Origin of the sequence: Allorhizobium paknamense (assembly GCF_030815125.1) — a bacterium.
Taxonomy (GTDB): Bacteria; Pseudomonadota; Alphaproteobacteria; order Rhizobiales; family Rhizobiaceae; genus Allorhizobium; species Allorhizobium paknamense.
The window spans coordinates 111,346-137,469 of sequence record NZ_JAUSWH010000006.1; the positions used below are offsets into that span (position 1 = coordinate 111,346).

25 protein-coding genes are annotated in these 26,124 nt (G+C 59.4%); 15 read left to right on the top strand and 10 right to left on the bottom strand.

Annotation, left to right across the window (positions count from 1 at the left end; all coding sequences use genetic code 11):
* Nucleotides 1-217 precede the first annotated feature (217 nt).
* From QO005_RS11495 to QO005_RS11505, 3 genes are all read right to left on the bottom strand, one after another.
* Nucleotides 218-838 carry a transglutaminase-like cysteine peptidase gene (locus tag QO005_RS11495; RefSeq protein ID WP_307158178.1) on the bottom strand — a complete coding sequence of 207 codons (621 nt, stop codon included), beginning with the start codon at nucleotides 836-838 and terminating at the stop codon, nucleotides 218-220.
* Nucleotides 839-1,408: 570 nt separating this feature from the next.
* On the bottom strand, nucleotides 1,409-2,020 hold the full coding sequence (locus QO005_RS11500) for a PilZ domain-containing protein (RefSeq protein WP_307158179.1): 612 nt from the start codon (nucleotides 2,018-2,020) through the stop codon (nucleotides 1,409-1,411).
* Between the two features lie 147 nt (nucleotides 2,021-2,167).
* Nucleotides 2,168-4,105 (bottom strand): acid phosphatase, encoded by a 1,938-nt coding sequence (locus QO005_RS11505; RefSeq protein ID WP_307158180.1) that lies wholly within the window; start codon nucleotides 4,103-4,105, stop codon nucleotides 2,168-2,170.
* Nucleotides 4,106-4,354: 249 nt separating this feature from the next.
* Here QO005_RS11505 and QO005_RS11510 point away from each other — a divergent pair, with 249 nt between their 5' ends.
* On the top strand, nucleotides 4,355-5,122 hold the full coding sequence (locus QO005_RS11510) for a rhomboid family intramembrane serine protease (protein ID WP_307158181.1): 768 nt from the start codon (nucleotides 4,355-4,357) through the stop codon (nucleotides 5,120-5,122).
* 148 nt (nucleotides 5,123-5,270) lie between these two features.
* Nucleotides 5,271-5,705 carry a CBS domain-containing protein gene (locus QO005_RS11515; protein ID WP_307158182.1) on the top strand — a complete coding sequence of 145 codons (435 nt, stop codon included), beginning with the start codon at nucleotides 5,271-5,273 and terminating at the stop codon, nucleotides 5,703-5,705.
* Between the two features lie 130 nt (nucleotides 5,706-5,835).
* On the opposite strand, the gene QO005_RS11520 is transcribed toward QO005_RS11515, so the two are convergent.
* The 3 genes from QO005_RS11520 to folE all read right to left on the bottom strand — a co-directional run bounded on the left by QO005_RS11520 (nucleotide 5,836) and on the right by folE (nucleotide 8,043).
* Nucleotides 5,836-6,765, bottom strand: coding sequence for a patatin-like phospholipase family protein (locus QO005_RS11520; protein WP_307158183.1), 930 nt, complete (start codon nucleotides 6,763-6,765; stop codon nucleotides 5,836-5,838).
* Between the two features lie 121 nt (nucleotides 6,766-6,886).
* On the bottom strand, nucleotides 6,887-7,348 hold the full coding sequence (gene hisI / locus QO005_RS11525) for a phosphoribosyl-AMP cyclohydrolase (RefSeq protein WP_307158184.1): 462 nt from the start codon (nucleotides 7,346-7,348) through the stop codon (nucleotides 6,887-6,889).
* Nucleotides 7,349-7,437: 89 nt separating this feature from the next.
* A complete protein-coding gene (gene folE, locus QO005_RS11530) occupies nucleotides 7,438-8,043 on the bottom strand; it encodes a GTP cyclohydrolase I FolE (RefSeq protein WP_307158185.1) in 606 nt (201 codons plus the stop codon).
* Between the two features lie 472 nt (nucleotides 8,044-8,515).
* On the opposite strand from folE, the gene QO005_RS11535 reads away from it, so the two are divergent.
* The 4 genes from QO005_RS11535 to thrS all read left to right on the top strand — a co-directional run bounded on the left by QO005_RS11535 (nucleotide 8,516) and on the right by thrS (nucleotide 11,875).
* Nucleotides 8,516-8,959, top strand: a complete 444-nt coding sequence (locus QO005_RS11535; RefSeq protein WP_307158186.1) for an iron-sulfur cluster assembly scaffold protein — start codon at nucleotides 8,516-8,518, stop codon at nucleotides 8,957-8,959.
* Nucleotide 8,960: 1 nt separating this feature from the next.
* Nucleotides 8,961-9,338, top strand: a complete 378-nt coding sequence (gene yidD / locus QO005_RS11540; RefSeq protein WP_307158187.1) for a membrane protein insertion efficiency factor YidD — start codon at nucleotides 8,961-8,963, stop codon at nucleotides 9,336-9,338.
* Between the two features lie 2 nt (nucleotides 9,339-9,340).
* Entirely contained in the window at nucleotides 9,341-9,769 is a 429-nt protein-coding gene (locus tag QO005_RS11545) for a DUF2267 domain-containing protein (RefSeq protein ID WP_307158306.1), read from the top strand.
* A 108-nt stretch (nucleotides 9,770-9,877) separates the two neighbouring features.
* Nucleotides 9,878-11,875, top strand: coding sequence for a threonine--tRNA ligase (thrS, locus tag QO005_RS11550; RefSeq protein ID WP_307158188.1), 1,998 nt, complete (start codon nucleotides 9,878-9,880; stop codon nucleotides 11,873-11,875).
* 202 nt (nucleotides 11,876-12,077) lie between these two features.
* On the opposite strand, the gene QO005_RS11555 is transcribed toward thrS, so the two are convergent.
* On the bottom strand, nucleotides 12,078-12,614 hold the full coding sequence (locus QO005_RS11555) for a metal-independent carbonic anhydrase family protein (RefSeq protein WP_307158189.1): 537 nt from the start codon (nucleotides 12,612-12,614) through the stop codon (nucleotides 12,078-12,080).
* 442 nt (nucleotides 12,615-13,056) lie between these two features.
* Here QO005_RS11555 and QO005_RS11560 point away from each other — a divergent pair, with 442 nt between their 5' ends.
* The 4 genes from QO005_RS11560 to nadC all read left to right on the top strand — a co-directional run bounded on the left by QO005_RS11560 (nucleotide 13,057) and on the right by nadC (nucleotide 17,412).
* Nucleotides 13,057-13,950: an NUDIX hydrolase gene (locus QO005_RS11560; protein ID WP_307158190.1), complete on the top strand. Its 894-nt coding sequence runs from the start codon at nucleotides 13,057-13,059 to the stop codon at nucleotides 13,948-13,950.
* Nucleotides 13,951-14,052: 102 nt separating this feature from the next.
* Nucleotides 14,053-15,018: a quinolinate synthase NadA gene (gene nadA / locus QO005_RS11565; RefSeq protein ID WP_307158191.1), complete on the top strand. Its 966-nt coding sequence runs from the start codon at nucleotides 14,053-14,055 to the stop codon at nucleotides 15,016-15,018.
* Nucleotides 15,015-16,550, top strand: a complete 1,536-nt coding sequence (locus QO005_RS11570; RefSeq protein ID WP_307158192.1) for an L-aspartate oxidase — start codon at nucleotides 15,015-15,017, stop codon at nucleotides 16,548-16,550. Before nadA ends, QO005_RS11570 begins: the two co-directional genes overlap by 4 nt.
* Nucleotide 16,551: 1 nt before the next feature.
* Nucleotides 16,552-17,412 (top strand): carboxylating nicotinate-nucleotide diphosphorylase, encoded by an 861-nt coding sequence (gene nadC / locus QO005_RS11575; RefSeq protein ID WP_307158193.1) that lies wholly within the window; start codon nucleotides 16,552-16,554, stop codon nucleotides 17,410-17,412.
* Between the two features lie 71 nt (nucleotides 17,413-17,483).
* Here nadC and tam read toward each other — a convergent pair whose 3' ends face one another.
* The 3 genes from tam to QO005_RS11590 are packed head-to-tail and all read right to left on the bottom strand — an operon-like array spanning nucleotide 17,484 to nucleotide 20,813.
* On the bottom strand, nucleotides 17,484-18,299 hold the full coding sequence (gene tam, locus QO005_RS11580) for a trans-aconitate 2-methyltransferase (RefSeq protein ID WP_307158194.1): 816 nt from the start codon (nucleotides 18,297-18,299) through the stop codon (nucleotides 17,484-17,486).
* Between the two features lie 56 nt (nucleotides 18,300-18,355).
* Nucleotides 18,356-20,662 (bottom strand): NADP-dependent malic enzyme, encoded by a 2,307-nt coding sequence (locus tag QO005_RS11585; RefSeq protein ID WP_307158195.1) that lies wholly within the window; start codon nucleotides 20,660-20,662, stop codon nucleotides 18,356-18,358.
* A complete protein-coding gene (locus tag QO005_RS11590; protein WP_307158196.1) occupies nucleotides 20,652-20,813 on the bottom strand; it encodes a hypothetical protein in 162 nt (53 codons plus the stop codon). Before QO005_RS11590 ends, QO005_RS11585 begins: the two co-directional genes overlap by 11 nt.
* Before the next feature lie 130 nt (nucleotides 20,814-20,943).
* On the opposite strand from QO005_RS11590, the gene QO005_RS11595 reads away from it, so the two are divergent.
* From QO005_RS11595 to QO005_RS11615, 5 genes are all read left to right on the top strand, one after another.
* A complete protein-coding gene (locus QO005_RS11595; protein ID WP_307158197.1) occupies nucleotides 20,944-21,807 on the top strand; it encodes a UDP-2,3-diacylglucosamine diphosphatase in 864 nt (287 codons plus the stop codon).
* 180 nt (nucleotides 21,808-21,987) lie between these two features.
* The gene (locus QO005_RS11600; RefSeq protein WP_370878053.1) at nucleotides 21,988-23,133 is read left to right on the top strand and encodes an ABC transporter permease; all 1,146 of its coding nucleotides are present in this window, start codon (nucleotides 21,988-21,990) and stop codon (nucleotides 23,131-23,133) included.
* Nucleotides 23,134-23,143: 10 nt separating this feature from the next.
* Complete coding sequence (locus tag QO005_RS11605) at nucleotides 23,144-23,965, top strand: ABC transporter ATP-binding protein (RefSeq protein ID WP_307158198.1); 822 nt, start codon at nucleotides 23,144-23,146, stop codon at nucleotides 23,963-23,965.
* 9 nt (nucleotides 23,966-23,974) lie between these two features.
* Nucleotides 23,975-25,342: an MlaD family protein gene (locus QO005_RS11610; protein ID WP_307158199.1), complete on the top strand. Its 1,368-nt coding sequence runs from the start codon at nucleotides 23,975-23,977 to the stop codon at nucleotides 25,340-25,342.
* A gap of 99 nt (nucleotides 25,343-25,441) precedes the next feature.
* Nucleotides 25,442-26,059, top strand: coding sequence for an ABC-type transport auxiliary lipoprotein family protein (locus tag QO005_RS11615; protein ID WP_370878057.1), 618 nt, complete (start codon nucleotides 25,442-25,444; stop codon nucleotides 26,057-26,059).
* The last annotated feature ends 65 nt before the right edge of the window (nucleotides 26,060-26,124 follow it).

Below are 26,124 nucleotides of genomic sequence, written 5' to 3' on the forward strand. Positions count from 1 at the left end.
TATTGTTTTTCTGTCATCTCCTGCCGCGACACCGGTTTCGCTGGCGGATGCAGAACAGGGTTGGGTCTTTATGGTTAACGAAGGCTTAAGGATGAGTCATTTCGTCAAAAAGTGAGCCGGCCCCATGGCAGTGGAGCCGGCTCATGGCCGCGGTCGGGGACGGGTGTGCGGGGATGACCGGGCCAAGCTCCTCCCTGTGTTGAATTCCTTCCCGTGGTCAGTTGCCGGAAACGCTGGCAACCGTTGCTGCGTTGCTGGAGCGGCCATCCTGGATTTTCATCCAGCGGCCGGGATCATCGGCGGCCTGCCGTTTCAGGTAGGTATATTCTGTATCCGACCACAGCAGCACCTTGTTGCGCATGTTATCGAGAATGAAATCGCCGCGATCCGTGCGGACGGTGAGCACGGCATGGCCTTCGCCGCTCGGCTGGAGCACAACGGTGATCAGCAGATCGGAGGCGGGAACGCCCTTCTGCATCAACATCCGGCGCTTCAGCAGCGCGAAATCCTCGCAATCGCCCGCCGTGGTCGGGTAGGCCCAATATTCCTCCTGGCCATACACTTCCATGTCCGTTGCGGGCTTTATGGTGGTGTTGACGGTGTAATTGACGTCCAGAACAGCCTGCCAAAGCTCTGGCGAGAGCGGCAAGGGGCCGGCGTCGCCGCCCAGCGGCTTGCATTCCGAAGGGCTGCGCTTGCAAAACTCATAATGACCAATCGGCTGGCTGGCGCGGCCCATGATCTTCATGGCCGGCGATGCGGCAAGCGTATCCGATGCCCCCGCAATCAGCAGGAAGGCGGCGCTTATGGCGAAAGCTTTTCTGTTTTTCTTGGCCATTGCGGTTCTCCTTGTCATGAGACCACAATGGCACTCGAGTTTTGAGCTCCGGCAAATCCAGGCGCTCAAAAACGATGTAAGTTTATCTAAAATCCAAGCAATTCCGGAGAGGATTTGGAGATATACTTATGAAGAATTTATCTAAAATTTTATCTGTTTCAGTTGCGCAGAGTTCCGAATAAAGACCGATATTTCAATGGATTAATCGGGAAGACATGGCCAAAATACCGCCTTGCGCGTCATGAGGGTGGGTGCGGGGTGTTAGGAATGTACCTGAATGAAACGCCTCATTTCGCTGCCGAAGCGGTATGAACAGGCATTCATATCTTTGAAAACCGTTTTTTGTGGTGACCCAAGGGTTAATACGAAGAGCCGTTGATGCATTTCAGATATTCGAAATCCCCTCAAGGCGAGGAGGCTCACGCATCTTCGAGCCTTGGCATAATTGCCGGGCGAGGGGAGTTGATGTGAGGCTGTGCCGGGACGAAGCGGCCAAAAGGCGGCTGGTTCCCGCATGAATAGGATGCGTGATCGGTGCGACTGGCTTTCGTCAGGGAGAAGACGTGGGCTTTACAGGAATTCCGTCAGTGCTTCACGGGATTGCAGCGTTGTGAATTCAATGGCCACACCTTCCAGGAAGTGGCGGACGACGCGCCCGCGCATGCTGCCAAGGCGGACGACGGACCCGAGAGCAGGGCGAATTTCGACATTGACCGCAGCGCCGGATAGCGAAAGGTCGATGATGCGGCAGGGATAGCTTCTGCCGTCCTCAAGGTCGAGCTTGGTCATCGTCTTGCGCGGCGTCAGGCGGTCGTGGCGACGATCTTCCGGCAGGCCAAGTTCATGCTTATTGGCGATCCAGGTCAACTGGGCGGCCAGTTTCTCGCGCTTGCGGTCCGTTGCGGTGATGGTGATGACGAAGCCATCTTCGGTCGTCTTGACGACAGAGCCTTCGATGCGGCCGATATGGTCGATATAGGCGATGATCCGCTCGCCCGGCAGGGGACGGGCCGCGCAGATGAAACGCACGTCGCCGGGAGACATATCAACCGTCACGCAGACATATTCATCCTGGCTTGGCAGCATCAGCCTGCCTTCCAGACTGACGGCAACCCGCTGGAAAGCGCGCTGTACATGCGGTCTGGCGGGGGCGTTGCCGTGAGCGGATTGAAACGAATACATGCGCGCGCTTCTACAATCGGATGAATCACCCTGATTATTAGCAGTCAGGCGTTAATAGAATATTGTAGAGGGCGGGCTGTTGGTGATCTCTGATTGTTGGGGCAGGGATGGACCTGCCCCATTCCGATGCATTTTCTGGCAAGGGGTCTATCTGATCGTCACGGTTACGCCGGTCTTGCCATAGGCCACATCCAGCTTGTGTCCATCCAGGCTGACATCGGAAAACGTCCCGCGCAGCGAACCGGCGCCGATCAGCTGGATTTTCTTGCCCTTGGCAGGCTTGTACCCTTCGGCGAGATGCAGCACCAGCTTGCCGCCGGCAAGAGTGGCCCGATCGGCGACTTTCAGCGTTCCGTGCCCCTTGTCGCCCACCGTCAGGTCGAGAGTGCCGGTTTTCAGCAGGGTCAATTTACCGCCGACGGTCAAGGGCTCGTTCGCAGCCACTTTCAGCACGCCGCTCTGGATATAGACATCACCGCTGCCCAGCGCCGTTTCGGAGAGGGCCTGAAGCGTGCCGCCATTGACGAGGGTGCCGCCGCTATAGGTGTTGGCACCGTTCAGCGAAAGCGAACCACTGCCCAGTTTCGTCAGCCTGCCGGGGCCGGAAATAGTGTTTTTCCAGCTGTCCTCCGCGTTATAGCCGCCCTTGGCCGCATCCATGGTGACGGTGACATCGCCGTCGAACGCGCCATAGCCATCGGCGGCGGCAAAGAGGTTTAACCGGCCCCAGCCCTCGGCGTCGTTGAGGATCGGGTAGCCGGAGGGCAGTTCCGTGGTTTTCAACACGACGCGGCGCTGTTGCGCCGTCAGATAGGGAAGGCGGGTTTCCAGCAATACTTCCGCGCCCTTCGGCACGCTGGGCTTCAGGTTGGGATCGGTGATCTGCGGATAGCCATAGGTCAGGCGTTCGGTGAAATAGGCCTTGTTGGCGGCATAATCGCCAAAGGTGTCCTGCGCCGTCTTGTCATGCGCCCGCGCCAGGAGCGCGCTGAGATTTGCTGCACCCGTGGCCTTGCCGAGCCAGGTCTGGGTCTGTTGATAGGCCTCGCCTTTCAGCGCAGCATAGTCCGGGCGGTTGAGATTATAGGCCACCACGGCGGTTGCCTGCACACGCCCGCCCAGCACGTCGAAGGTCTGATGCATGCCCGCGAGGATGCGGTTTTCACCCATCCTTGCGGCGCGGGTCAGCATTTCCTGATAACGCTGCGGCACCAGATAGGCCATGGTCAGCGCATCGCGCCAGCCTTCTGCGGTGTGACCGCTGGGAAAGCCGCCATCGGCAGCGGGCTTGGAGCTTTTGGCGGGCTCAAGTTGCGGCAGCACGATCACCTTGTCGCTGGCGCGGTAAGGGCGTGCATATTTGTAATAGCGCTTGGCGGGTTCTGTGGAGCCGTTTTCGCTGGTGGCGTTCATCAGGTCCACGGCCTTGCCGAGATCCTCGTTATCCTTCGAGCCGACGCCGCGATCATTGCCCTTGTCTTCATACTTTACCTTGACCGCATCGGCGGGCATGTCGGTGATGGTGGTGATCTGGCGGGTGCCCTTGCGCCAGGCATCCGTCAGCGGCCCCAAACCATCGGTGACGCTGTAAGCCTTGTTGCGACGATCATCGAGATAGGCGGCCAGCGCCTGTTCCGGCGTGCGGGCGCTGGTGACCTTGACCGAATAGGCAATATTCGCCTCATGCAATTCCGGATGCTTCTTCACACCGTCGGTGGCGCTGCCGGGAATACCATCCCAATCGGATTTTACCACCGGCGGGCAGCCATTGGCTTCCGGCGCATCCTGGTCTGCATCGACGAAGGGGCTGCGCGGTGTCCAGAGATCGAGGAAGCCGGAGAGGACGCGCACGCCCGCATTGGTTTCGATGGTTGCCATGCAGGCAATGCCGCGCTGGTTGGTGGCGCCGGTATCGACATAAGCGGCCACGCCCTGCGGAATGGGAGCGCTGTCTTCATGACCGACACCGGCAGGCGGCATGGGCAGAGCAATATCGGCAGCATGCGCCGTCTGCGCCAGAGGAGGCGTGAGGCAGGTGGCAAGGGCAAGCAGGGCAAGGGACTGCGTAAAATGGCTTTTGATCATGGCGCACTCTGGTTTCGAGGTTTGATGCCTCCTGCCGCAACCGGGTTGTGGGCGGGAAACATGCGGTCTAACGATTGGGGCGAAGACATAATCGTCGTTTTGCGCAGTTCACGTCGCGTCGATTATGTTTTACGTCCACAATGAAATTTTCGCAGGCAGGTAAAAGGCGATAAATGTTACAAACGTTTGTGGATGTTTGTGAATACGGAAAAAATAAACGACGCACACCCACGCGAAAGGGAATGATGCATGGCTGATGGCCCGAAGGGACCGTGGAGCGAGGATGAGCGGCATGACCTGCCGCCACTGGAGGAAGTAAGCGAAGAGGGCGGACGCGAACCCTTCTTCAATATGCCGGGCGGCGTGCTGGTCGCGCTCGCATTGCTGTTCCTGATCTTTGCCATCCAGGACTGGATCGTTTCTCCCGCGCTCTCGGAATGGATCGTGCTGGAATTCGGCTTTTCACCGATTCGCTATGCCTATCCTCTGGCCCAGCAGGATCTCGCCTGGATCTGGACACCATTGACCTATTCCCTCCTGCATGGCGGGGTGCAGCACCTGCTGTTCAACGGCCTTTGGCTTGCGGTGTTCGGCACGCCGGTTTTCCGGCGCATCGGCGCGATACGCTTCTGTCTGTTGTGGTTGGTAACGGCTGTTGGCGGGGCGGCGCTTCACATGCTGTTGAACTGGGGGGATGCGACGCTTCTGGTCGGCTCCTCCGCCGTGATTGCCGGAATGATGGGCTGCGCCTGCCGGTTTGCCTTCGGGGCCGGCCGGCATGCTTTCCGATTCGCGGATGATGTGCGGTTTCTCAGGCGATTCGGCATTCTCGAGGCGCTGAAGATCCGAATGGTTGTAACCTTTATTCTTGTTTTCGGCGTGAGCAACCTGATTTTCGCGGTCGGCCCACCGATCTTTGGCGATCCGGGCGGCCCAATTGCCTGGGATGCGCATCTCGGCGGTTTCCTCGTAGGTTTCCTGGGGTTTGCAGCTTTTGACAGAGATGCGCCGCGATAGGACATTGCGTCGCAGGTAAATTGCAGGCACAATCTCGTGATCGGCTGTGCGTTTGGAGGACAAACCGCCGGGTTGCAGGGAGGCCTGGACTGGGAAGTCCTCAAGCCATTGCATGACGAGAATGCTGGGATTTGCTGAGGAGGAAGCAATGTCTGTAACCGTGAGGATGATTCTCGAGGAAAAAGGCCGTGACGTCGTGACCGTCGGGCCGACAGTGACGCTGGCGGAAGCCGCAACCGTTCTGCATGAGAAGAAGATTGGTGCCATCGTGGTGATCGGCATGGAAAACCGCATCGTCGGCATCTTTACCGAACGCGACCTTGCCTCGGCCATTGGCCGTCTTGGTCCTGAATCTCTGAGCCTGCCGGTCTCCAAGGTGATGACCGCCAATGTACATCGCTGCACCGAGGAAACCACCGTCAACGAGCTGATGGAACTGATGAGCCGCAGGCGCTTCCGTCACGTTCCGGTTGAAAGCGGCGGCAAGCTCTGTGGCATCGTCTCCATCGGTGACGTGGTCAAGCAGCGCATCCGCGAGGTAGAACTCGAGGCTGAGCACATCAAGGCCTATATCGCCGGGTAATATCGAGCTGTTGCACGATTAAACCGCTTTGACTGCCTGAAATATCAATATGCCCGGCATGGCCCTTGATGGGGCCGTGTCGGGCATATTTCGTGTTAAAATCACAGGGTGCGGCTTCGGTTCAAGCACTCTACCGTGTAAACGCTTCCTGCATGCGGCGGATTTCGCTGATGCGGGCCATGGTTTCCTCATAGCCGCGTGCAATCGTCTCTTCCGCCCGGTGAAACTCGGAGAGCCCGATATCGTTGACGCGGGGGTGCAGCGCCAGATCCGGCGGATCGCCAGCCAGCCGGGCGCGGGAAATACGATCCTGGATGATGTTGAAGGATTGCACCATCACGGAGGTCAGGCCGAGCTTGTCGCGTAGCAGCGAACTGCCCTCGTGCAGGGCTTCGCCCACCTTGTGCTTGACCACGGCGGAGCGTCCGAACACGTCATAGTTCAGGTTCACGGCCACCACCAGCGGCTGCTCATAGGAACGGCAGACCGAAACCGGTACTGGATTGACCAGGGCGCCATCTACTAGCGTTCGGCCATTGCTGCGGATGGGCTCGAAAATTCCAGGCAGTGCGTAGGATGCGCGAAGAGCGGTAATCAAGGAACCGCCATCGATCCAGACCTCATGACCGCTTTTCAATTCGGAGGCGACCGCGACGAACGGCTTGGGAAGGTCCTCGATGGTCATGCCTTCCAGATGTTCCTGCATGCGCTTGGTCAGCCGCATGCCGCCCAGGAGACCGCCGCCGCCAATGGTGAGGTCCAGCAGCGACGCAATGCGGCGCATGGTCAGCGAGCGGGCAAATTCCTCCAGTTCGGCAAGTTTCCCCGCGAGATAGCAGCCACCCGCCAGCGCGCCGATGGACGTGCCTGCCACCATGCCGATTTCAATTCCGGCTTCATCCAGCGCCTTCAGCACGCCGATATGCGCCCAGCCCCGCGCGGCTCCGCCACCTAGCGCCAGTGCTATCTTGGGTTTTGGGGGCGGCAGGGCCACGGGTTCGTTTTCCGCCGGTTTCCCGGCTCCACCAGCACCGTGGGATTTCAAGCTCCAGTTCAGCATGCTCCGTCTCCAGCCCAAGGTATGATGATGAGCGTTTGAAGCTTACCAAAGTCTTGAGGAACGGCGCAGAAAAATGACAGCGCTTGTCAAATTTCGTTTACGCCCGAAAAACGACGTGGGATTATCGAGCTTGACCATCGTCGCCGTAAACGGCCTGCGGGTCGAAATGCCGATGATCGTCAACGATCACCGTTTTCGCGGCGCCATTTTCCACCGTCACGGCGCGGTAGAAACATGAGCGCCGTCCGGTATGGCAGGTGGCATCATGGCCTGCCACTTCCACCTTCAACCACACGGCATCCTGGTCGCAATCCACCCGGATTTCCTTGACGCTCTGGAGATTGCCCGAGCTTTCGCCCTTCTTCCAGATCGCCTTGCGCGAGCGGCTGTAATAATGGGCGACGCCGCTTTCCAGCGTCAACGACAGCGCCTCAGCATTCATATGCGCCACCATCAGCAGTTCGCCGTCCCGATGATCGGTCACCACTGCCGTCAGTAGCCCATGCGCGTCGAATTTCGGCGTCAGCAGGCCGGCATCTTCCAGTTCGCTCTTGTCTTTGGAGGGGGCAGGGAAATCGATCATGGCGGGAGTTCTCACAAAGAAAAAACGCGGATCGTTTTCTCCGATCCGCGTTATGCCGTTACATCATTTCCCGTGAGGTGAAAAGCGGCTCAGCGTCCACGCACCATGGTCATGAAGCGCACCTGCTCGGCGGCATTGTTCTTGAAATCGCCGGTGAAGGTGGTGGTGAGCGTGGTGGAACCGGACTTCTGAATGCCGCGCATGGCCATGCACATGTGTTCTGCATCCACCATGACAGCAACGCCGCGCGGCTTCAGATGCGTATCGATGGCCTCGGCGATCTGTGCGGTCATCGCTTCCTGCGTTTGCAGGCGGCGCGCAAACACATCGACGATGCGGGCGATCTTGGAAAGACCCAGAACCCGCCCGGCTGGCAGGTACGCGACATGCGCCTTGCCGATCACCGGCAGCATATGGTGCTCGCAGTGGGAGAAGAACGGAATGTCGCGCACCAGAACGATGTCGTCATACCCGGCAACTTCCTCGAAGGTCGTGCCCAGAACGTCGTCAACATCGGCATGATAGCCGCTGAACAATTCCGCATAAGCCTTGGCCACGCGCTTCGGCGTATCGAGAAGCCCTTCGCGGGTGGGGTCGTCGCCTGCCCAGCGCAGAAGCGTGCGAACAGCGTCTTCCGCTTCTTCGCGGCTGGGGCGAGCCGCTTCCGGCGACAATTTCTTTACGATGGCATCCATGCCCTTTGTCTCCTGTTCAGTCGCCTTGGACGGAACCTTTAAAGAGGAACCCGGTTGTAAATGCGTAATTCTACTCATAATGCAAGTCCAATCCTGCTTCCGACGCTCGCTTCAGCCTCTCACTGTCACGTTTGCGGCTTTCCCGTCCTGTTTGCGTCACCGGAAAAGCGCACGATCTTAAGTAGAGAATGCGCATGCATCATAGAGCCTTGCTTTTCTCATATGGTCCGCGTGTCTCACGTTTTCGAGTGAGCCGGCAGACAAATTGATCTTACGCCTGCCGGGGTCTACCGGATCAGTCCTTCAATCCCATTCCTGAAAAAACCATCTGTTTCCGTTTCTCTCCCCCCTGCTATATAATGCATGAAGCAGACCGGTTGAGAACCGCAAACGCAACACAGTGTTGCGCAAAGCTTTACGGTGACAAGGGCCCGTTTTTCGTTTTTACGCCTTGGCGGAGCAAAGTTTCCCGATGGATGACATTTACAACAGCAAGATCCTCGAATTTGCAGGCAATATCAGCCACATCGGCGTGCTGGACCCGGCAGATGCCAGCGCTGAGAAGCATTCCCGCCTGTGCGGCTCGCGCCTGAAAGTCTATCTGACGGTTGACGCCGGGAAAATCAGGGGTTTTTCCCATGAGGTGAAGGCCTGCGCCCTGGGCCAGGCCTCTGCATCGGTGATGGCGCGCACGATCGTTGGCGCAAGCTTTGCCGAAGTGCGGCAGGCGCGGGCGGATATGCTCGCCATGCTGAAGCAAGGCGGAGATGGCCCCTCCGGCCGCTTTGAAGACATGCGCTATCTGAAGCCTGTGAAGGATTATCCCGCCCGGCACGCCTCAACCATGCTCACCTTTGAGGCGGTGGTGGACTGTCTCGACCAGATCGAGGCCAAAGATCACGCCATGGCGGGGTAAAATGTGCCAGTTCTGCGAACTTGCCGAAGATGAGGATGAAAAGCCGCGCGCCGGGCGCAACTATGTCGGGCCGTTTCGCAAAACCCCGGGGCGGCTGATCGGCATGGGGGTGATCCGTCTTTATCAGCTTACGCTCTCCAGCCTTGTCGGAAGTCACTGCCGTCATAGCCCCACCTGTTCGGAATATGGCTATGAGGCAATTGCCCGTCATGGCATGTGGAGCGGCGGCTGGCTTACGCTTTTTCGGGTCCTGCGCTGCGGGCCCGGCGGCACCTGGGGGGTGGATGATGTGCCGCCTGTGCTGGGCAATGGCTTTCGCTTCTGGCAGGTCTGGCGGCTGTGGCGGTTCGGGCGCAAGCGGGCCGGGGCACGCCTTTGACCGTGCCTGAGGAATATCGTCAGGCCTCGCGTGATTTTGAGGCTGTGCTCGTCGATCTGCGGGATCATGCCATGCTTGCCACCACGCATCGGGCGTTTACCACGCTGGAAGCAGTGCTGCGGGTTTTCCGCCGCCGCCTGACCGTTGCGGAGGGGCTTGCCTTTGCCGACCTTCTGCCCGTTGGGCTCCGGGCGCTGTTTGTCAGCCATTGGGATTGCCATCAGCCCGCTTTGCCGTTTCTGTCGCGCACGGAAATGATGGCGGAGGTGCTGGCGCTTCGGCACAATCACAATCTTTCGACGGACACCGCGATCGAGGATGTGGTCACGGTGCTGCGCCGTCATCTGGATGAGAACGCGTTGCAGATGTTTCTGGCAGGCCTTTCATCGCCGGCGCTTTCCTTCTGGGGCTTTGAGCCCCTTGCCGATTAGACTTTACTGACAAGGCGAATTTCAGTATCCAGCCGCTTCATTCCCGGCGGTATCGCGCCGGTTCATATCACCACCCGCATTGGTTGGCGGGACTGGAGTGGAGCTATCATGTCTGAAGCCGTTTCCCTTACATTTCCCGATGGTTCCGTGCGCAGCTTCGAGGCTGGCGCAACGGGCAAGGACGTCGCCGAATCGATCTCTAAATCGCTGGCCAAGAAGGCGGTTGCGATCGCGCTGGATGGCGAAGTTCGCGACCTTGCCGATCCGGTGACCAGCGGAAAAATCGAAATCATCACCCGCACCGATCCGCGCGCGCTGGAACTGATCCGCCACGACTGCGCTCACGTCATGGCAGAAGCCGTGCAGGAGCTGTGGCCCGGCACGCAGGTAACCATCGGTCCGGTGATCGAAAACGGCTTCTATTACGACTTCGCCAAGAATGAGCCCTTCACCCCGGACGATCTGCCGAAGATCGAAAAGAAGATGAAGGAAATCATTGGCCGCAACCAGGCCTTCCGCAAGGAAGTCTGGCCGCGCAACAAGGCCAAGGAGGTTTTCGCCGCCAAGGGGGAAGCCTACAAGGTCGAGCTGGTCGATGCGATCCCGGAAGATCAGGACGTCAAGATTTACTATCAGGGCGATTGGTTCGACCTCTGCCGTGGCCCGCATATGGCGTCGACCGGCCAGATCGGCACGGCCTTCAAGCTGATGAAGGTGGCAGGGGCTTACTGGCGCGGCGATAGCAATAATCCGATGCTGACGCGCATCTACGGCACCGCCTGGGCCGAGCAGGCCGATCTCGACCAGTATCTGCATGTGCTGGCGGAAGCTGAAAAGCGCGATCACCGCAAGCTGGGCCGGGAAATGGATCTCTTTCATTTCCAGGAAGAAGGCCCCGGCGTTGTGTTCTGGCACGGCAAGGGCTGGCGCATGTTCCAGGCGCTGACGGCCTATATGCGCCGCCGCCTGTCCGGCACCTATCAGGAAGTCAACGCGCCGCAGGTGCTGGACAAGTCGCTGTGGGAAACCTCCGGTCACTGGGGCTGGTATCAGGAAAACATGTTTGCCGTGAAATCGGCGCATGCCTTTACCCATCCCGACGATGAAGAGGCCGACCAGCGCATCTTTGCCTTGAAGCCGATGAACTGCCCCGGCCATGTTCAGATCTTCAAGCACGGGTTGAAGTCTTACCGTGATATGCCTGTGCGCCTTGCGGAATTCGGTCTCGTGCATCGTTATGAGGCGTCTGGTGCGCTGCACGGCCTGATGCGCGTGCGCGGCTTTACCCAGGACGATGCACATGTCTTCTGCACGGAAGAGCAGATGGCGGCGGAATGCTTGCGCATCAACGATCTCATCCTGTCGGTTTACGAGGATTTCGGCTTCAAGGAAGTGGTGGTGAAGCTTTCCACCCGTCCGGAAAAGCGCGTCGGGTCTGATGCTCTGTGGGATCGCGCCGAAAGCGTGATGATGGATGTGTTGAAGACCATCGAGGAGCAGTCTGGCGGCCGCATCAAGACCGGCATTCTGCCGGGCGAAGGCGCCTTCTACGGTCCGAAGTTCGAATACACGCTGAAAGACGCCATCGGGCGTGACTGGCAGTGCGGAACCACACAGGTTGACTTCAACCTGCCGGAACGCTTCGGCGCCTTCTACATCGACCAGAATTCGGAAAAGACCCAGCCGGTGATGATCCACCGTGCCATTTGCGGCTCGATGGAGCGGTTCCTCGGCATTCTGATCGAGAACTTCGCCGGTCACATGCCGTTGTGGTTTGCGCCGCTTCAGGTGGTCGTGGCGACGATCACCTCCGATGCCGACGATTACGGCCGTGAAGTGGCCGAACTGCTGCGCGATGCGGGGCTTGAGGTGGAAACCGATTTCCGCAACGAAAAGATCAATTACAAGATCCGCGAGCATTCGGTGACCAAGGTGCCGGTCATCATCGTCTGCGGCCGCAAGGAAGCGGAAGAGCGTACGGTCAATATTCGCCGCCTCGGCTCGCAGGAGCAGGTTTCGCTTTCGCTGGATGAGGCGGTGGCAAGGCTTGCCGACGAGGCAACGCCGCCGGATGTAAAGCGCAAGGCCACTAAAAAGACGGCCTGAACTAAAATTTGCCCGAAAAGAGAAGGGGATGGCGTAGGGTGTGTGGACATTCGGCTTTGGGCGTGGCGAAAACGGTGATTTTCGAGAACCGGAGCGGAGTGTACTTGAGTACATGAGCCTAGGTAAGCGTAGGAAATCGCCGTTTGCAGCCCGCTCAGGGGCGAATGTCCACATACCCTAAAGCCATCCCCTTTTCGCATTATTAGCTATGCGGCACGTAAGGCAGCGAAGAATGCTGGATATTGATCTTCAGCTTTCCATCCGCCGTTTTGATGAAGCCCATGGTGTAGTCCACCTTGGTGACGGAGCCATCCTTGCCGGTAAAGTAATAATTGCCCATGGAAATGGCGGTGTTGCAGTCATAGGTGATGGCGTGATTTTCAAACCGGACATTCGTGTAGGGCGCAAGCGCAAAGCCCTGATCTTCCGGCAGTGAACCCTTGACGAAGTAAGACAGCGCCTCGTCAGGCGTGTCACGGAATTCGGTGACGGCTGCCTTGGTGGGTTTGAACAGAACCTTGCCATCCTGATAGGCATAGGTTTCCGAAATGAACTTTTCCGCCGTGGCCTTGGGATCTTGCGCTGCACCAATTGCGACAAGTCCTTTTCCCCAATTCTGCTGGGCCTGTTGTACCTCTGCTTCAGTAATGGACGGCGTACAACTTGCAGCCCATGTGGCTGCTGGCGCTGCAAGCACGGTCATCAAGGCGGAGACGGTGAATATACTTTTACGGTTCATAGGTGCCCCTGTGGTGTTGTGTGTGCATTTACGATAATGCAGATCGTTATTTCTGATATTGAATAACAGATCGACAAAATGTCGCATGACCTGAAATTGAGTTATATTTTAGAAATTTATATCTATATTTATATCACAATAATATCATTTTGTTTTATTTGAAATTCTTCACTGGAGTATAATATTCGGATTTAAAGCGTGTATCGCGGTAGGATGCTCTCGTTTTCGGTGAATATGTTTTGCTATTCTTGATTGCCTCGTAAATTAAGGAGGTTTCCGGGGAGGGGGCCGTCAACGGGCGGCAGGCTTCCAAGCCCATGGATATGAAATCAAAGGACTTTCTCCTTCGGGCGTTTGCGGATAAAACACATATGTTCTTCTTTGGCGGGCTCTGCCGCTTTCCACAGGTTGTTCAGAACAGGTCGTGAAGGGGCTTAATTTCTTGCTGGGTGCGACGGCTCATGCCGAATTGATTGCCGTTCTGACCGCCGTGACCGGCGATGAGCCGCGCGTGATGACGGTGCGCAGCGGCGAGGCTTTGCCTTCGGGTCCGTTCGAAGTCAGCCACCGTAGCTTGCAAGGCGGGCTGCGCGAATGGATCGAAGAGCAGACGGGGCATCCCGTTGGCTATCTGGAGCAGCTCTATACCTTCGCCGACAAGGACCGCGCGCCTGGCGAGGGCGGCAGGACGATTTCCATCAGCTATCTCGGTCTTGTGCGCGAGCAGGCCGCGCCGGGCCCCGGTCATCCGGGTTGGCATGGCTGGTACGGCTATTTTCCGTGGGAGGATCATCGCAACGGTCGCCCCGCCTGCCTCGAGCCCATTATCGGCGCGCTTAACCTTTGGGCGGCGCGGGAGGCCAGTCGCCGTGAGAACCGGCAGAGGCGGATCGATTTTTCCTTCGGCCTCAACGGTATGGACTGGAATGAGGATCTCGTCTTGCAGCGCTACGAACTGATGTTCGAGGCAGGCCTCGTGCAGGAGGCTGGCGCCGATCAAGGCTCCGGGCGTGTCATGTTTTCCGATCATCGCCGTATTCTGGCAACGGGCATTGCCCGCTTGCGCGCCAAGATCAAATACCGTCCAGTCGTCTTCGAACTGATGCCGGAGAGCTTCACACTGCTGCAATTGCAGCGCTGTGTGGAGGCGTTGGCGGGATTGACTCTGCACAAGCCCAATTTTCGCAGGCAGATCGACCAGCAAAACCTCATCGAGGAAACCGGCGAGATGGCGAGCGAGACCGGGGGCCGGCCCGCAAAGCTGTTCCGCTACCGGCATGCGGTGCTGGAAGAGCGGGCGCTTTCGGGCTCCAAACTGCCGCTTTCGCGCAATTGATAGCACCTTTCTAAAAAAGATCCTCCCGTGATTGACATAAACTCGAAACGAGAATAACCCTTTCTCCCCATATACTCATTGTGAGTAGAAAGGGAGTGAGCCATGAATATCGCCTTGCCGTCGCTTTATGAGCGGGTGTCGCGTGTGATTCCCCAGGCCGAATGGCTGTCTTTTGAGGATGATGTGGAGGCGATCCTGGCGCTGAAGCAGCGCCGCAATGCGGTGATCCTGGCGCATAACTATCAGACGCCAGAGATTTTCCATGGCGTGGCCGACATTGTCGGCGACAGCCTGGCGCTGGCGCGCAAGGCGATGGAGGTTGAAGCCGATGTCATCGTGCTGGCAGGCGTGCATTTCATGGCCGAGACCGCCAAGCTGCTCAACCCGGAAAAGACCGTGCTGATCCCGGATATGGGGGCAGGCTGTTCGCTGGCCGATTCGATCACGCCCGAGGACATTGCCCTGTTGCGGCAGGCGCATCCCGGCGTGCCGGTCATCACCTATGTGAATACGTCCGCTGCGGTGAAGGCTGCCTCCGATATCTGCTGCACCTCTGGCAATGCCCGGCAGGTGGTGGAATCGCTCGGCGTGCCGAAGGTGCTGATGCTGCCGGATGAATATCTGGCGCAAAATGTGGCGCGGGAAACGAGCGTGGAAATCCTGACCTGGCATGGCCATTGCGAGGTGCATGAACTGTTCACCGCCGACGATATTCGGGAATTGCGGGCGGCGCATCCGGGCGTTGTGGTTCTGGCCCATCCTGAATGCCCGCCGGATGTGGTAAAGGCGGCCGATTTCGCGGGCTCCACCGCTGGCATGTCGGATTATGTCGGACGCGAAAAGCCTGGGCGCGTGGTGCTGATCACCGAATGCTCGATGAGCGACAATGTCGCCGTGCATCACCCCGATGTGGAATTCGTGCGACCCTGCAATCTCTGCCCGCACATGAAGCGGATCACGCTCAAGAACATCCGGCAGGCACTGGAGGAAAACCGCCATGAAGTGACGGTCGATCCAACCATAGCCGATGCCGCCCGCCGGGCGGTGGAAAGGATGCTGGCGGTATGAGCTCATTGCCCGACAATCCCGTCATCGTAGTCGGCAGCGGACTGGCGGGGCTGATGACCGCGCTTTGCCTTGCGCCGCAGCCGGTGGTGGTCGTCACTCGCGCCGGACTTGGTGAGGAAAGCTCCAGCCAATGGGCACAGGGCGGCATTGCCGCCGCATTGGGCGAAGATGACGATGCAGCGCTGCACGCCGAAGATACACTTGCCGCAGGCGATGGGCTTTGCGATTCGGATGCCGTCCATGCCATCACCGGCGCGGCGCGGGAGGCGATTGCAACACTGGAAGGATTCGGTGTCGTCTTCGATCGCGACGGACAAGGAAGGCTGGCGCTCGGCCTTGAGGCCGCCCATGGCCGCCGCCGTATCGTGCATGCGGCGGGTGATTCCTCCGGGGCTGAGATCCTGCGGGCCATGGTACGCGCCGCCCGGGCCACGCCCTCCATCCATTTTCTGGAGCATCACAGCGCGGAGCGATTGCTCACCACGGATGGCCGAATGGCAGGTTTGGTGGTGGCGGGGCAGGATGGAGAGCGAAAGTTCATCGCCGCCAGCCGTGTCGTGCTGGCTACCGGCGGGCTCGGCGGGCTTTTTCAGGCCACGACCAATCCTGCGGGCAATTTCGGTCAGGGCATTGTGCTGGCGGCACGGGCCGGGGCAAAGCTCGCGGATATGGAATTCGTGCAATTTCACCCAACCGCACTTGCGGGCAGAACACGACCTCTGGCGCTGGTGAGCGAGGCCGTGCGCGGCGAGGGGGCTTTGCTCGTCAATGACCGGGGCGAACGTTTCATGAGCACGATTGCCGGCCAGGAGCTTGCGCCGCGTGATGTGGTGGCGCGGGCCATCAGCGCTGAACTCGCCACGGGTCGCCGGGTTTTTCTCGATGCCCGCCAAGCACTCGGAGAACGATTCGGCGCTCGCTTTCCCGCCATCCATACCCTGTGCCGCGCCACGGGCGTGGATCCGGCGCGGGATCTCATTCCCGTCAGCCCGGCGGCACATTATCACATGGGTGGGGTCGCAACCGATTTGCGGGGGCGCAGCTCTGTTCCAGGCCTTTGGGCGGCGGGCGAAGTGGCCTGCACCGGGCTGCACGGGGCAAACCGTCTGGCCAGCAATTCCCTGCTGGAGGCTGCTGTCATGGGCCAGCGCGTCGCCGAGGATATTCGCCGGGCACCGGTGGTGATGCCATCATTCCATGCCCTGCCATCGGCAGAATGCGCGGTGGAGGATGAGGCTGTCCGCCCTATTGTCTCGCGCCATTTCGGCGTCATTCGCCATGCCGCTGGCCTCTATGCGGCGCTCGAAGAGCTGTTGCCGATGGTGGAAGAGGACGGTCCAGCCACCCAGCCGGCGCTGGTGGCGCTGTTGATCGGCGTTTTCGCCTATCAGCGCCGTGAATCGCGGGGCGGCCATGCGCGCAGCGATTTTCCCCTGCCGCAGCCCCGATCCCAGCGGCAGATCATGACGCTCAGCGAGGCACTGGCCGCCGCACGCGCCATTCTTTCCCATCCCGAAGCACGGAGTGCCTGATATGACTGCTGTTTCTCTCCCGCGCCTGATGGTGGAGCCACTGGTTCATGCGGCGCTGGTGGAAGATCTCGGGCTTGCCGGTGACGTTACCTCGAATGCCGTCATCCCCGCCGATCACCGCTCCCGCGTGGTGATGGCGGTGCGGCGCGATGGCGTGATTGCCGGGCTGGACCTCGCGGAAATGGCTTTTCGGCTGGTCGATCCGGCCATTGTCTTTGAGCGGCATCGGCATGTGTTTGACGGCGCAAAGGTGCGGGCGGGAGCCGTTCTGGCGACGATCAGCGGCCCGTCCCGCGCTCTGCTGACGGCGGAACGGGTGGCGTTGAATTTTCTCGGCCATCTCTCCGGCATCGCCACCGTCACGTCGCAGGTGGTGGAGGCCGTCTCTCATACCAAAGCGCGCGTCGTCTGCACCCGCAAGACAACGCCCGGCCTGCGCGCGCTGGAAAAATACGCGGTACGAATGGGCGGCGGCATGAACCACCGCTTTTCGCTGGCGGACGCCGTGTTGATCAAGGACAACCATATCGCCATTGCAGGCGGCGTGAAGGAGGCGCTGAAACGCGCCAAGACTTCGGCGGGCCATCTTCTGAAAATCGAGGTAGAGGTCGATACGCTCGAACAGCTTCACGAAGCGATGGAAGAAGGTGCCGATGCCGTGCTGCTGGACAATATGACGCCCGAGCAGTTGCGGAAAGCCGTGACCATCGTTGCCGGTCGCGCCATTACCGAGGCGTCTGGCGGTATTTCGCTTGCCAATGCGGCGGCGGTTGCTGAAAGCGGCGTCGATCTCCTGTCCATGGGCTGGCTCACCCATTCCGCACCGGTGCTGGATATCGGACTGGATTTTCTGGATTCGTAAGGATGCTTTTTAGAGCGCTTAGAACTGCTCGGTGGTTCAAAGAAACACCGAGCAGTTCTAAGGCTTTGTTTTTACGCATTTCCGGACGGAAAACCGCTATGCACTTTTCTGGAATTGCTTGAGCGCCTTGCCACCATGAAAACCCGCGGAAAGCGCAGCAGCACCTTGCCATCGGCGGCGGGTTTGTAGAAGGTTGCGAGCCTGTCGCGGTAGCGGGCGAGAAACTCGGCGCGCTCATCCTCTTGCAGCGGGTCGATGAAGGGTCGAAGGCCCGTGCCCTTCACCCATTCGACGATGGCATCCACACTGTCCAGCGGGTGGTTGTAGATCGTGTGCCACAGGTCGATCTGCTGGCTGAACGGGCTCAAGGCGTCATAATAATCCTCCACCCGCGCCAATGGCGCACGATGAACGGCGGCGAGTCTCTCCGCCCAAGGCCCTTCCGATGCCACTTCGCGCATCAGCACATGGGTCGGTTCCTGAAGATTATCCGGCATCTGCACGGCCAGAATGCCGTGCGGGGCCAGCGCCTCATTCATCAGCCGTGGCAGCACAGCCAGGTGATCGGGCAGCCATTGAAACATTGCGTTGGAAAACACCACATCCACCGGCTCTTCCGGTCGCCAGGTCGCAGCATCGGCCTGTTCGAAGTGCAGGCCGGGCAGGGTTTGTCTCGCCTTGGCGAGCATGTCGGGAGAGCTGTCGAGACCGGAAATCCCGGCCTCCGGCCAGCGGGCAACCAGAAGCCCGGTGGAGTTTCCCGGCCCGCAGCCGAGATCCACCACACTCTTCGGATTGGCAACAGCCACCTGGGCCAGAAGGTCGCGGGCAGGGCGGCTGCGTTCGTCATTGAACTTCAGATATTGCGCTGACGACCAGTCCGACATGTTTTTTCCTTCCAGATGAACACCGGGGCGCATTGGACCACCCCGGTTTAGCTCTTTCACTCCGGCTGGTTGGCCTCGACCACCGCAAGTGCTGCCATGTTGACGACGCCACGCGAGGTGACCGACGTTGATAGCACATGCGCGGGCATAGCGGCCCCCAGCAGGATCGGTCCTACATGCAGGGCGTCCGTCATGGTGCGTACCAGACCCAGCGAGATATTGGCCGAATCGAGATTGGGGAAGACCAGCAGATTGGCCTCGCCCGTCAGCGTGCTATCCGGCATGGCGCGGCGGCGCAGGCTGTCGGAAAGGGCAGAACCTCCCTGCATTTCACCATCCACTTCCAGTTCCGGCGCTTCCTGGCGCAGGATCTGCAAGGCGGCGCGCATCTTGCGGGCGCTTTCGGAATTGCGCGAACCGAAATTGGAATGCGACAGCAGAGCCGCCTTCGGGGCAATGCCGAAGCGGCGAATGGTCTGGGCGGCGAGAATGGTCATTTCCGCAATCTCCTCCGAGGAGGGATTTTCGGTTACGAACGTATCCGTCATGAACACCGCACCGCGCGGCGAAATCAGCAGGCTGAGGCCGGAGAAATCCCGCACGCCGGGCTTCTTGCCCAGGATCTGCCGCACGTCGCGCACATGCTTGTCGAAGCGGCCTTCCAGACCGCAGATCAGCGCATCGGCTTCACCACGTTTCACCGACAGTGCGCCGATCACCGTCGTATTGGTGCGCACGATGGTGCGGGCGGCTTCCGGGTTGATACCGGCGCGGCCAACCAGCGCGAAATAGTCATCGACATAATCGCGGTAGCGCGGATCGTCTTCCGGATTGACGATGGAGAAATCGACACCGGGACGAATGCGCAGACCGAAACGCTTCAGGCGCGTCTCAACGATCTGCGGGCGGCCGATCAGGATCGGCTCGCCAATCCCGTCTTCCAGCAGCACCTGCGCGGCGCGCAGCACGCGCTCATCCTCGCCTTCGGCAAAGATAACCCGCTTCTTCTGGGCGTTCTTGGCCGCCGCAAAGATCGGCTTCATCACGAAACCGGAGCGGAAGACGAAGCGGTTCAACTGATCCAGATAGGCATCATAATCGGCAATCGGGCGGCGGGCGACACCGCTTTCCTCGGCAGCCTTTGCGACAGCCGGGGCGATCCGCAGGATGAGACGCGGATCGAAGGGCGAGGGTATCAGATATTCCGGACCGAAGGTAGGCGTATCGCCGCTATAGGCCTTGGCGGCCACTTCCGACACCTCCTCGCGGGCCAGAGCGGCGATCGCCTTCACGGCGGCCATCTTCATCTGCTCGTTGATGGTGGTGGCGCCGCAATCCAGCGCGCCCCGGAAGATATAGGGGAAGCAGAGGACGTTGTTGACCTGGTTGGGATAGTCCGACCGGCCGGTGCAGATCATGGCATCCGGGCGGGCGGCGCGCGCCTCTTCCGGCATGATTTCGGGCTTCGGATTGGCCAGCGCCATGATCAGCGGCTTTTCGGCCATCTGCGCCAGCAATTCCTGCTTCAGGACGCCAGCGGCGGAGAGGCCGAGGAAGACATCGGCGCCGGGAATGCTGTCGGCCAGCACCCGGTTGTCGCTTTCCTGGGCATAGACCTCTTTCCAGCGGTCCATGAGTTCATTGCGGCCCTTGTAGACAAGGCCCTCGATGTCGTGAACCCAGATGTTTTCGCGCTTGGCACCAAGCTCCACCAGAAGGTTGAGGCAGGCAAGCGCTGCGGCGCCGGCACCGGAGGTGACGATCTTCACGTCTTCCAGCTTCTTGCCAGCCAGTTCCAGCCCGTTCAGCACGGCGGCGGCGACGATGATGGCAGTACCATGCTGGTCGTCGTGGAACACCGGAATGTTCATGCGGTCGCGCAATTGCTGCTCGATCTCGAAGCATTCCGGCGCCTTGATGTCTTCGAGATTGATGCCGCCGAAGGTGGGCTCGAGAGCCGCTACCGTGGATACCATGCCCTCGACGGTGGTGGCATCGACTTCGATATCGAAGACATCAATGGCGGCGAATTTCTTGAAAAGAACCGCCTTACCTTCCATGACCGGCTTGGAGGCCAGCGGGCCGATATTGCCAAGGCCGAGAACCGCGGTTCCGTTGGAAATCACCGCAACGAGGTTGGAGCGGGCGGTATAATCATCTGCTGCGGCCGGATTGTCGCGAATGGCAAGACAGGGAGCGGCAACACCCGGCGAATAGGCCAGCGCCAGGTCGCGCTGGTTGCCCAGCGGCTTGGTCGGCTGGATTTCCAGCTTACCCGGACGCGGATGCAGGTGATAGAACAGGGCCTGGGAGTCCAGGTCGCCAGATGGTACGGATGTTTTTGTCTTGTCGTCAGTCATCATCTTGCCGGTTTGGTCTATCTATCTCACTTTGTCCCTCATACAACAAAAGTGCGACGGAGCCAGAACATATTTCCATGATCTGGGGATTGTGCCGGGCGTTCTGATTTTTCCCACAACCGTGGTCAAACAGCCAAGCTTTTTGTTTTTTCATCGGATTTTCCGGGAAATCCCCGACTTTTGACTGGTTTTCCGCTGCGCGCGCGGCTGCAATGTCATCATCCTGAAATACGAGTCTGGTTTTCAGAATGCCATGGGTTGTGACCGCGAAAAGGACAAATTCCGTGAGCGAACCGTTTGATATCCGATCCGGCGAAACGCGGCATGTAAGAACTCTCTTTATTTCTGATGTTCATCTTGGCTCCAAGGCGGCCAAGACGGATTTTCTGCTGGATTTTCTTCGTCTCTACGAAGCCGACACCATCGTGCTGGTAGGCGATATTGTCGATGGCTGGCGGCTGAAACGCAGCTGGTACTGGCCGCAGGGCTGCAATGACGTGGTGCAGAAGCTCTTGCGCAAGGCACGCAAGGGCACGCGCATCATCTATATTCCCGGTAATCACGACGAGTTCCTGCGGGATTTCCCCGGCACGCATTTCGGCGGTATCGAGGTGAAGGATCGCATCATCCACGAAGCGGCGGACGGCAAGCGCTATCTGGTGCTGCATGGCGACGAGTTCGACGTTGTAGTGCGCAATGCCCGGCTTCTCGCCTATCTGGGTGATTGGGCCTATGACACGGCCATTGCCATCAATGTCTTGCTGTCCGCCGTGCGCCGCCGTCTCGGCATGCCCTACTGGTCGTTCTCGGCCTGGGCCAAGCTGCAGGTGAAGCATGCCGTCAACTTCATCGGCGAGTTTCAGAAGGTGGTGGTGGAAGAGGCGCGCCGCGCCGAGGTGGATGGCGTGATCTGCGGCCACATCCATCACGCGGTCATCGCCAATATGGACGGGATCGACTACATCAATACAGGCGATTGGGTGGAAAGCTGCACTGCCGTGGTGGAGCATTATGACGGTGCCTTCGAACTGATCGAGTGGGGCGATATGCAAGGTCTCGAACCGGAGCCGAAAATGCTGCCGAAACCGGCTGCGATTCGCCCGGTTTCCGAGCCGGTGGTTATCGCCGCCGAGAGCCGGATGGCCTGATCAAGAGGTTTTCCGGGCTGGCGGGCGAAAAAGCCTGTGCATGAAAGTGTCGTTTTAGGGCTGGCCGACACTTTTCACGTTGCGGTGAGTGGAATTGCTGGACAGGCTCTATATATTCCCCGTGGTTTCGAGGTCTCCTCGGTGATGTAATCCAGCAATGGCTTTGAAAGTTTACCTAAATTGACGTCCACCCCCGCGGAGATGGCAACGGTTGAGGCCGAAGAACTGGAAGGTGGAGCCGGTCTCAGGCTGCGCCTGAGTGGTCCGTGGCGCAACCACACGATCCATACGGTTCTGCCGCAATTACAGGATCTGAAGCCTGAAGGCGCCGCGCGGACGGAAGTGGACCTGTCCGGCATTTCTTCTCTCGATACATCCGGTGCGTGGCTCATCCGCCGCATCCAGCTTGCAGCCGGTGACAAGGGCGATGTGTCCCTCGTCGGCGGCAGCGATGTCATGCGCGAGCTGGTCGCGGCCCTGCCGGAAAAACCGCCGACGCCTGAAAAGAAAAAGGATGACCGCCCGCTTTATCAGCGCGTGCTGGAGCCTGTGGGGCGGGGCACTGTTTCACTATGGCATGACATGGTCGACATGACCTATGTGCTGGGGTCCGCCGTGCGCGGCACCCAGTCGAAGGAAAAGCGCGGCGGCACGGCATCCATCGCCTCCATCGTCAATCAGATGGACCATATGGGTGTGCGGGCGGTTCCCATCATCACGCTGATGTCCTTTTTGATTGGGGCGATCATCGCCCAGCAAGGCGCTTTCCAGTTGCGCTATTTCGGCGCGGAAGTCTTCGTGGTCGATCTCGTCGGCATTTTGCAGTTGCGTGAAATCGGCGTGCTGTTGACAGCCATCATGATCGCCGGTCGCTCCGGCAGTGCCATCACCGCCGAAATCGGCTCCATGAAGATGCGCGAGGAAATCGACGCCCTGAAGGTGATTGGTCTCAACCCGATCGGCGTTCTCGTGCTGCCCCGCCTGGTGGCGCTGGTTATCGTGCTGCCGCTATTGACGATCATTGCCAATTTCGCGGCTCTCTATGGAGCAGCCATTGTCTCCTGGGTCTATTCCGGCATCACCTTCCAGGTGTTTTTGTCGCGCCTGCATGAGGCGGTGGATTTTTCCACGCTGATGGCGGGCATGATCAAGGCGCCGTTCATGGCGGTGATCATTGCCATCGTGGCGGCCGTGGAAGGCAAGAAAGTCGGCGGCAGCGCCGAATCGCTCGGTCATCACGTTACCGCTTCCGTGGTGAAATCCATCTTCGTCGTCATCCTCGTGGACGGGCTTTTTGCCATGTTCTACGGCGCTATCAATTTCTAGGAGCCGGAAGATGGCGGACGAAGAGGCAAGAGAGGAACATTCGGAGCGCGAGGCCGTCTTGTCTGTGCGCGACCTGACTGTTGCCTTCGGTGACAAGGTGGTGCTCGACAATCTCAACCTCGATGTCTATCGCGGAGAGGTGCTGGGCTTCATCGGTCCGTCAGGGGCGGGCAAATCGGTATTGATGCGGACCGTGCTGAGGCTTCTGGAGCGGCGTTCGGGAACGATCAAGATCCTGGGTGCCGATTACGACAAGGTGACCGATGCGGAGCGCGTGACGCTGGATACGCGGCTTGGGGTTCTCTTTCAGCACGGCGCGCTGTTCTCGGCGCTGACGGTGAAGGAGAATATCCAGCTGCCGATGCGTGAATATCTGAAGCTGCCGCCATGGCTGATGGATGAACTGGCCTATATGAAGATCCAGATGGTGGGGCTTCATCCCGATGCGGGGGACAAATATCCGTCCGAGCTTTCCGGCGGCATGATCAAGCGTGCGGGTCTTGCGCGTGCGCTGGCGCTGGACCCGGATCTCGTATTCCTCGATGAGCCCACCTCAGGCCTGGATCCCATCGGCGCTGCGGAGTTCGACGATCTGATCGCCCGCTTGCGCGATACGCTGGGCCTGACCGTCTACATGGTCACCCATGACCTGGACAGCCTGTTTTCCGTCTGTGACCGCATCGCGGTGCTGGGGGAGAGACGGGTCTTGGTTGAGGGAACGTTAACCGATATGCTCAACTGCGACGACGACTGGGTGAAGTCCTACTTCCGGGGCAAGCGCGCCCGTTCCATTCCCCAGAAAAAAGACGCCAGAAACCCAAATCGCGACTGATCGAGACCCATGGAAACCAAAGCAAACTACTCCATCGTCGGCTTTTTCACGATCATCGTGATCCTCGCGGCCTTCGGCTTCATTTACTGGATGGCGGAATATGGCCGTGGCGGACCGATGGAACCGCTGACGATCCGCATTCCCGGTTCCGCCAACGGGTTGAGCGTCGGCTCGCCGGTGCGGTTCAACGGTATTCAGGTGGGCTCGGTGCTGTCGCTCAGCATCGACCGGGATGATCCGGCCTTCTCGATTGCCCAGACCGAAGTGCAGCAGGATTCGCCCATTCGCTCCAATACCAAGGCGGTTCTGGAAATCCAGGGCCTGACGGGTGCCGCCTATATTGAGCTTTCCGGCGGCGTGGGCGGTGACAATCTTTTTGACAGGGCCCGGGAATCGGGCAAGCAGGCGACGCTGACGGCAGACCAGTCGAGCGTCACCAACCTGCTGGCGACCGCCGACAAGATCATGCGCCGGGCGGATAACGCGATTTCCGACATTCAGGGCTTCGTGGCCGATGCACGCGGGCCGCTGACCAATACGGTGCGCAATGCCGAGACCTTTTCCAAGGCGCTGGCTGACAATGCCGGTGGCATCGATACGTTCCTGAAGAGCGTGAGCGCCCTTTCGGATACGGTTTCCGGTCTTTCGGGACGTCTGGATGCAACACTGGCGGCGGCGGAAGACCTGCTGAAGGCGGTGGACCGCCAGAAGGTCAACCAGATCCTCACCAATGCGGAAACCTTCACGCAGCGCATTTCCGATGCCTCCGACAAGATCGGCACGGCCATCGACAGCTTCAACGCCACGGCGCAGACCTACAATCAGTTCGGCGTAAAGGCACAGGGCACGCTGGATAAGGTGGACAAGCTCATCGCCTCGGTGGATGACCAGAAGGTGGCGCGGATTGTCGATGACGTGTCCGTGGCGGTGGCGGATGCGCGCAAGAGCGTCGATGATTTCCGCTCGGTCAGCGAGAAGATCCGCAATCGCCAGGAAGATATCGACAAGGCGATCACCGATTTCACCCAGCTTGCCAATACGCTCAACAACGCCTCCGGCCGTGTCGATGGCATTCTGGTGAAGGTGGATCAACTGCTCGGATCGGACGATACGAATTCGCTCTCTGCCGAAGCGCGGCGCACGCTGGAATCGATCCGTGCGGTTGCCGATAATCTCAACCAGAAGATCGGGCCGATTGCCGACAATCTGTCGAAATTCTCTTCGTCGGGCCTGAAGGATATCCAATCGCTGGTCAACGACACCCGCGCGACGGTGAAGAACCTTGATGACACCATCAGCAATTTCGACCGCGATCCGCAGCGGCTTATCTTCGGCGGCGATAACGTGAAACAATATGACGGACGGGTGCGGCGCTGATCGGGAGCGCTGCTTGACGAGCCGCATGACATGGACACCGAAATGACGATCGGGATCATCAAGGCCGGGAAAGACCGGCAATGGGTAAGAGGGCTGGTTATGGGTGCTGGGAGTACAGGCACGGTGCGCAGGGCTTCCCTGCGGGTTTTGGCGGCCTCGGCCATGGTTCTTGCCCTATCCGCCTGCGGCAGCACGCCGAACGATACCTATGACCTGGCGACACGGGACCTCATGGCTTCCCCGGTCAAGGCTCAGGCGCAGAAGCGGCAGATTCTGGTGCAGGATCCGACGGCGCTGAAGGTGCTGGACAGTGAAATGATTGTGGTGCGCGTTTCCGGTACGGAAATGCAGTATCTGGCGAAATCGCAGTGGAGCGACAAGCTGCCGCGCATGGTGCAGGCCAAGCTGGTCGAAGCCTTTGAAAATACCGGCAAGCTCGGCGGTGTCGGCAAGCCGGGGCAGGGGCTGGCCATCGATTACCAGCTGATCTCGGATATTCGCAGCTTCGAGATCGAGGCAAGCGGCGGCCGTCATGCCAAGGTGGAAATCTCGGCCAAGCTGCTCAACGACCGCAATGGCACGGTGATTGCACAACGCGTTTTCTCAGCCGTTGTCCCCGCCCGCAGCGGCGACAATCAGGCCATGGTGGATGCATTGTCGCAGGCCTTCGCCAAGGTCAGCGGCGATATCGTGGCCTGGACGCTGACGGTTATCTGATCCGCGCTCCGGAACTGTTTGAACGCATGAAAAAGGGGCGGCTTGCGGGCCGCCCCTTTTCCGTT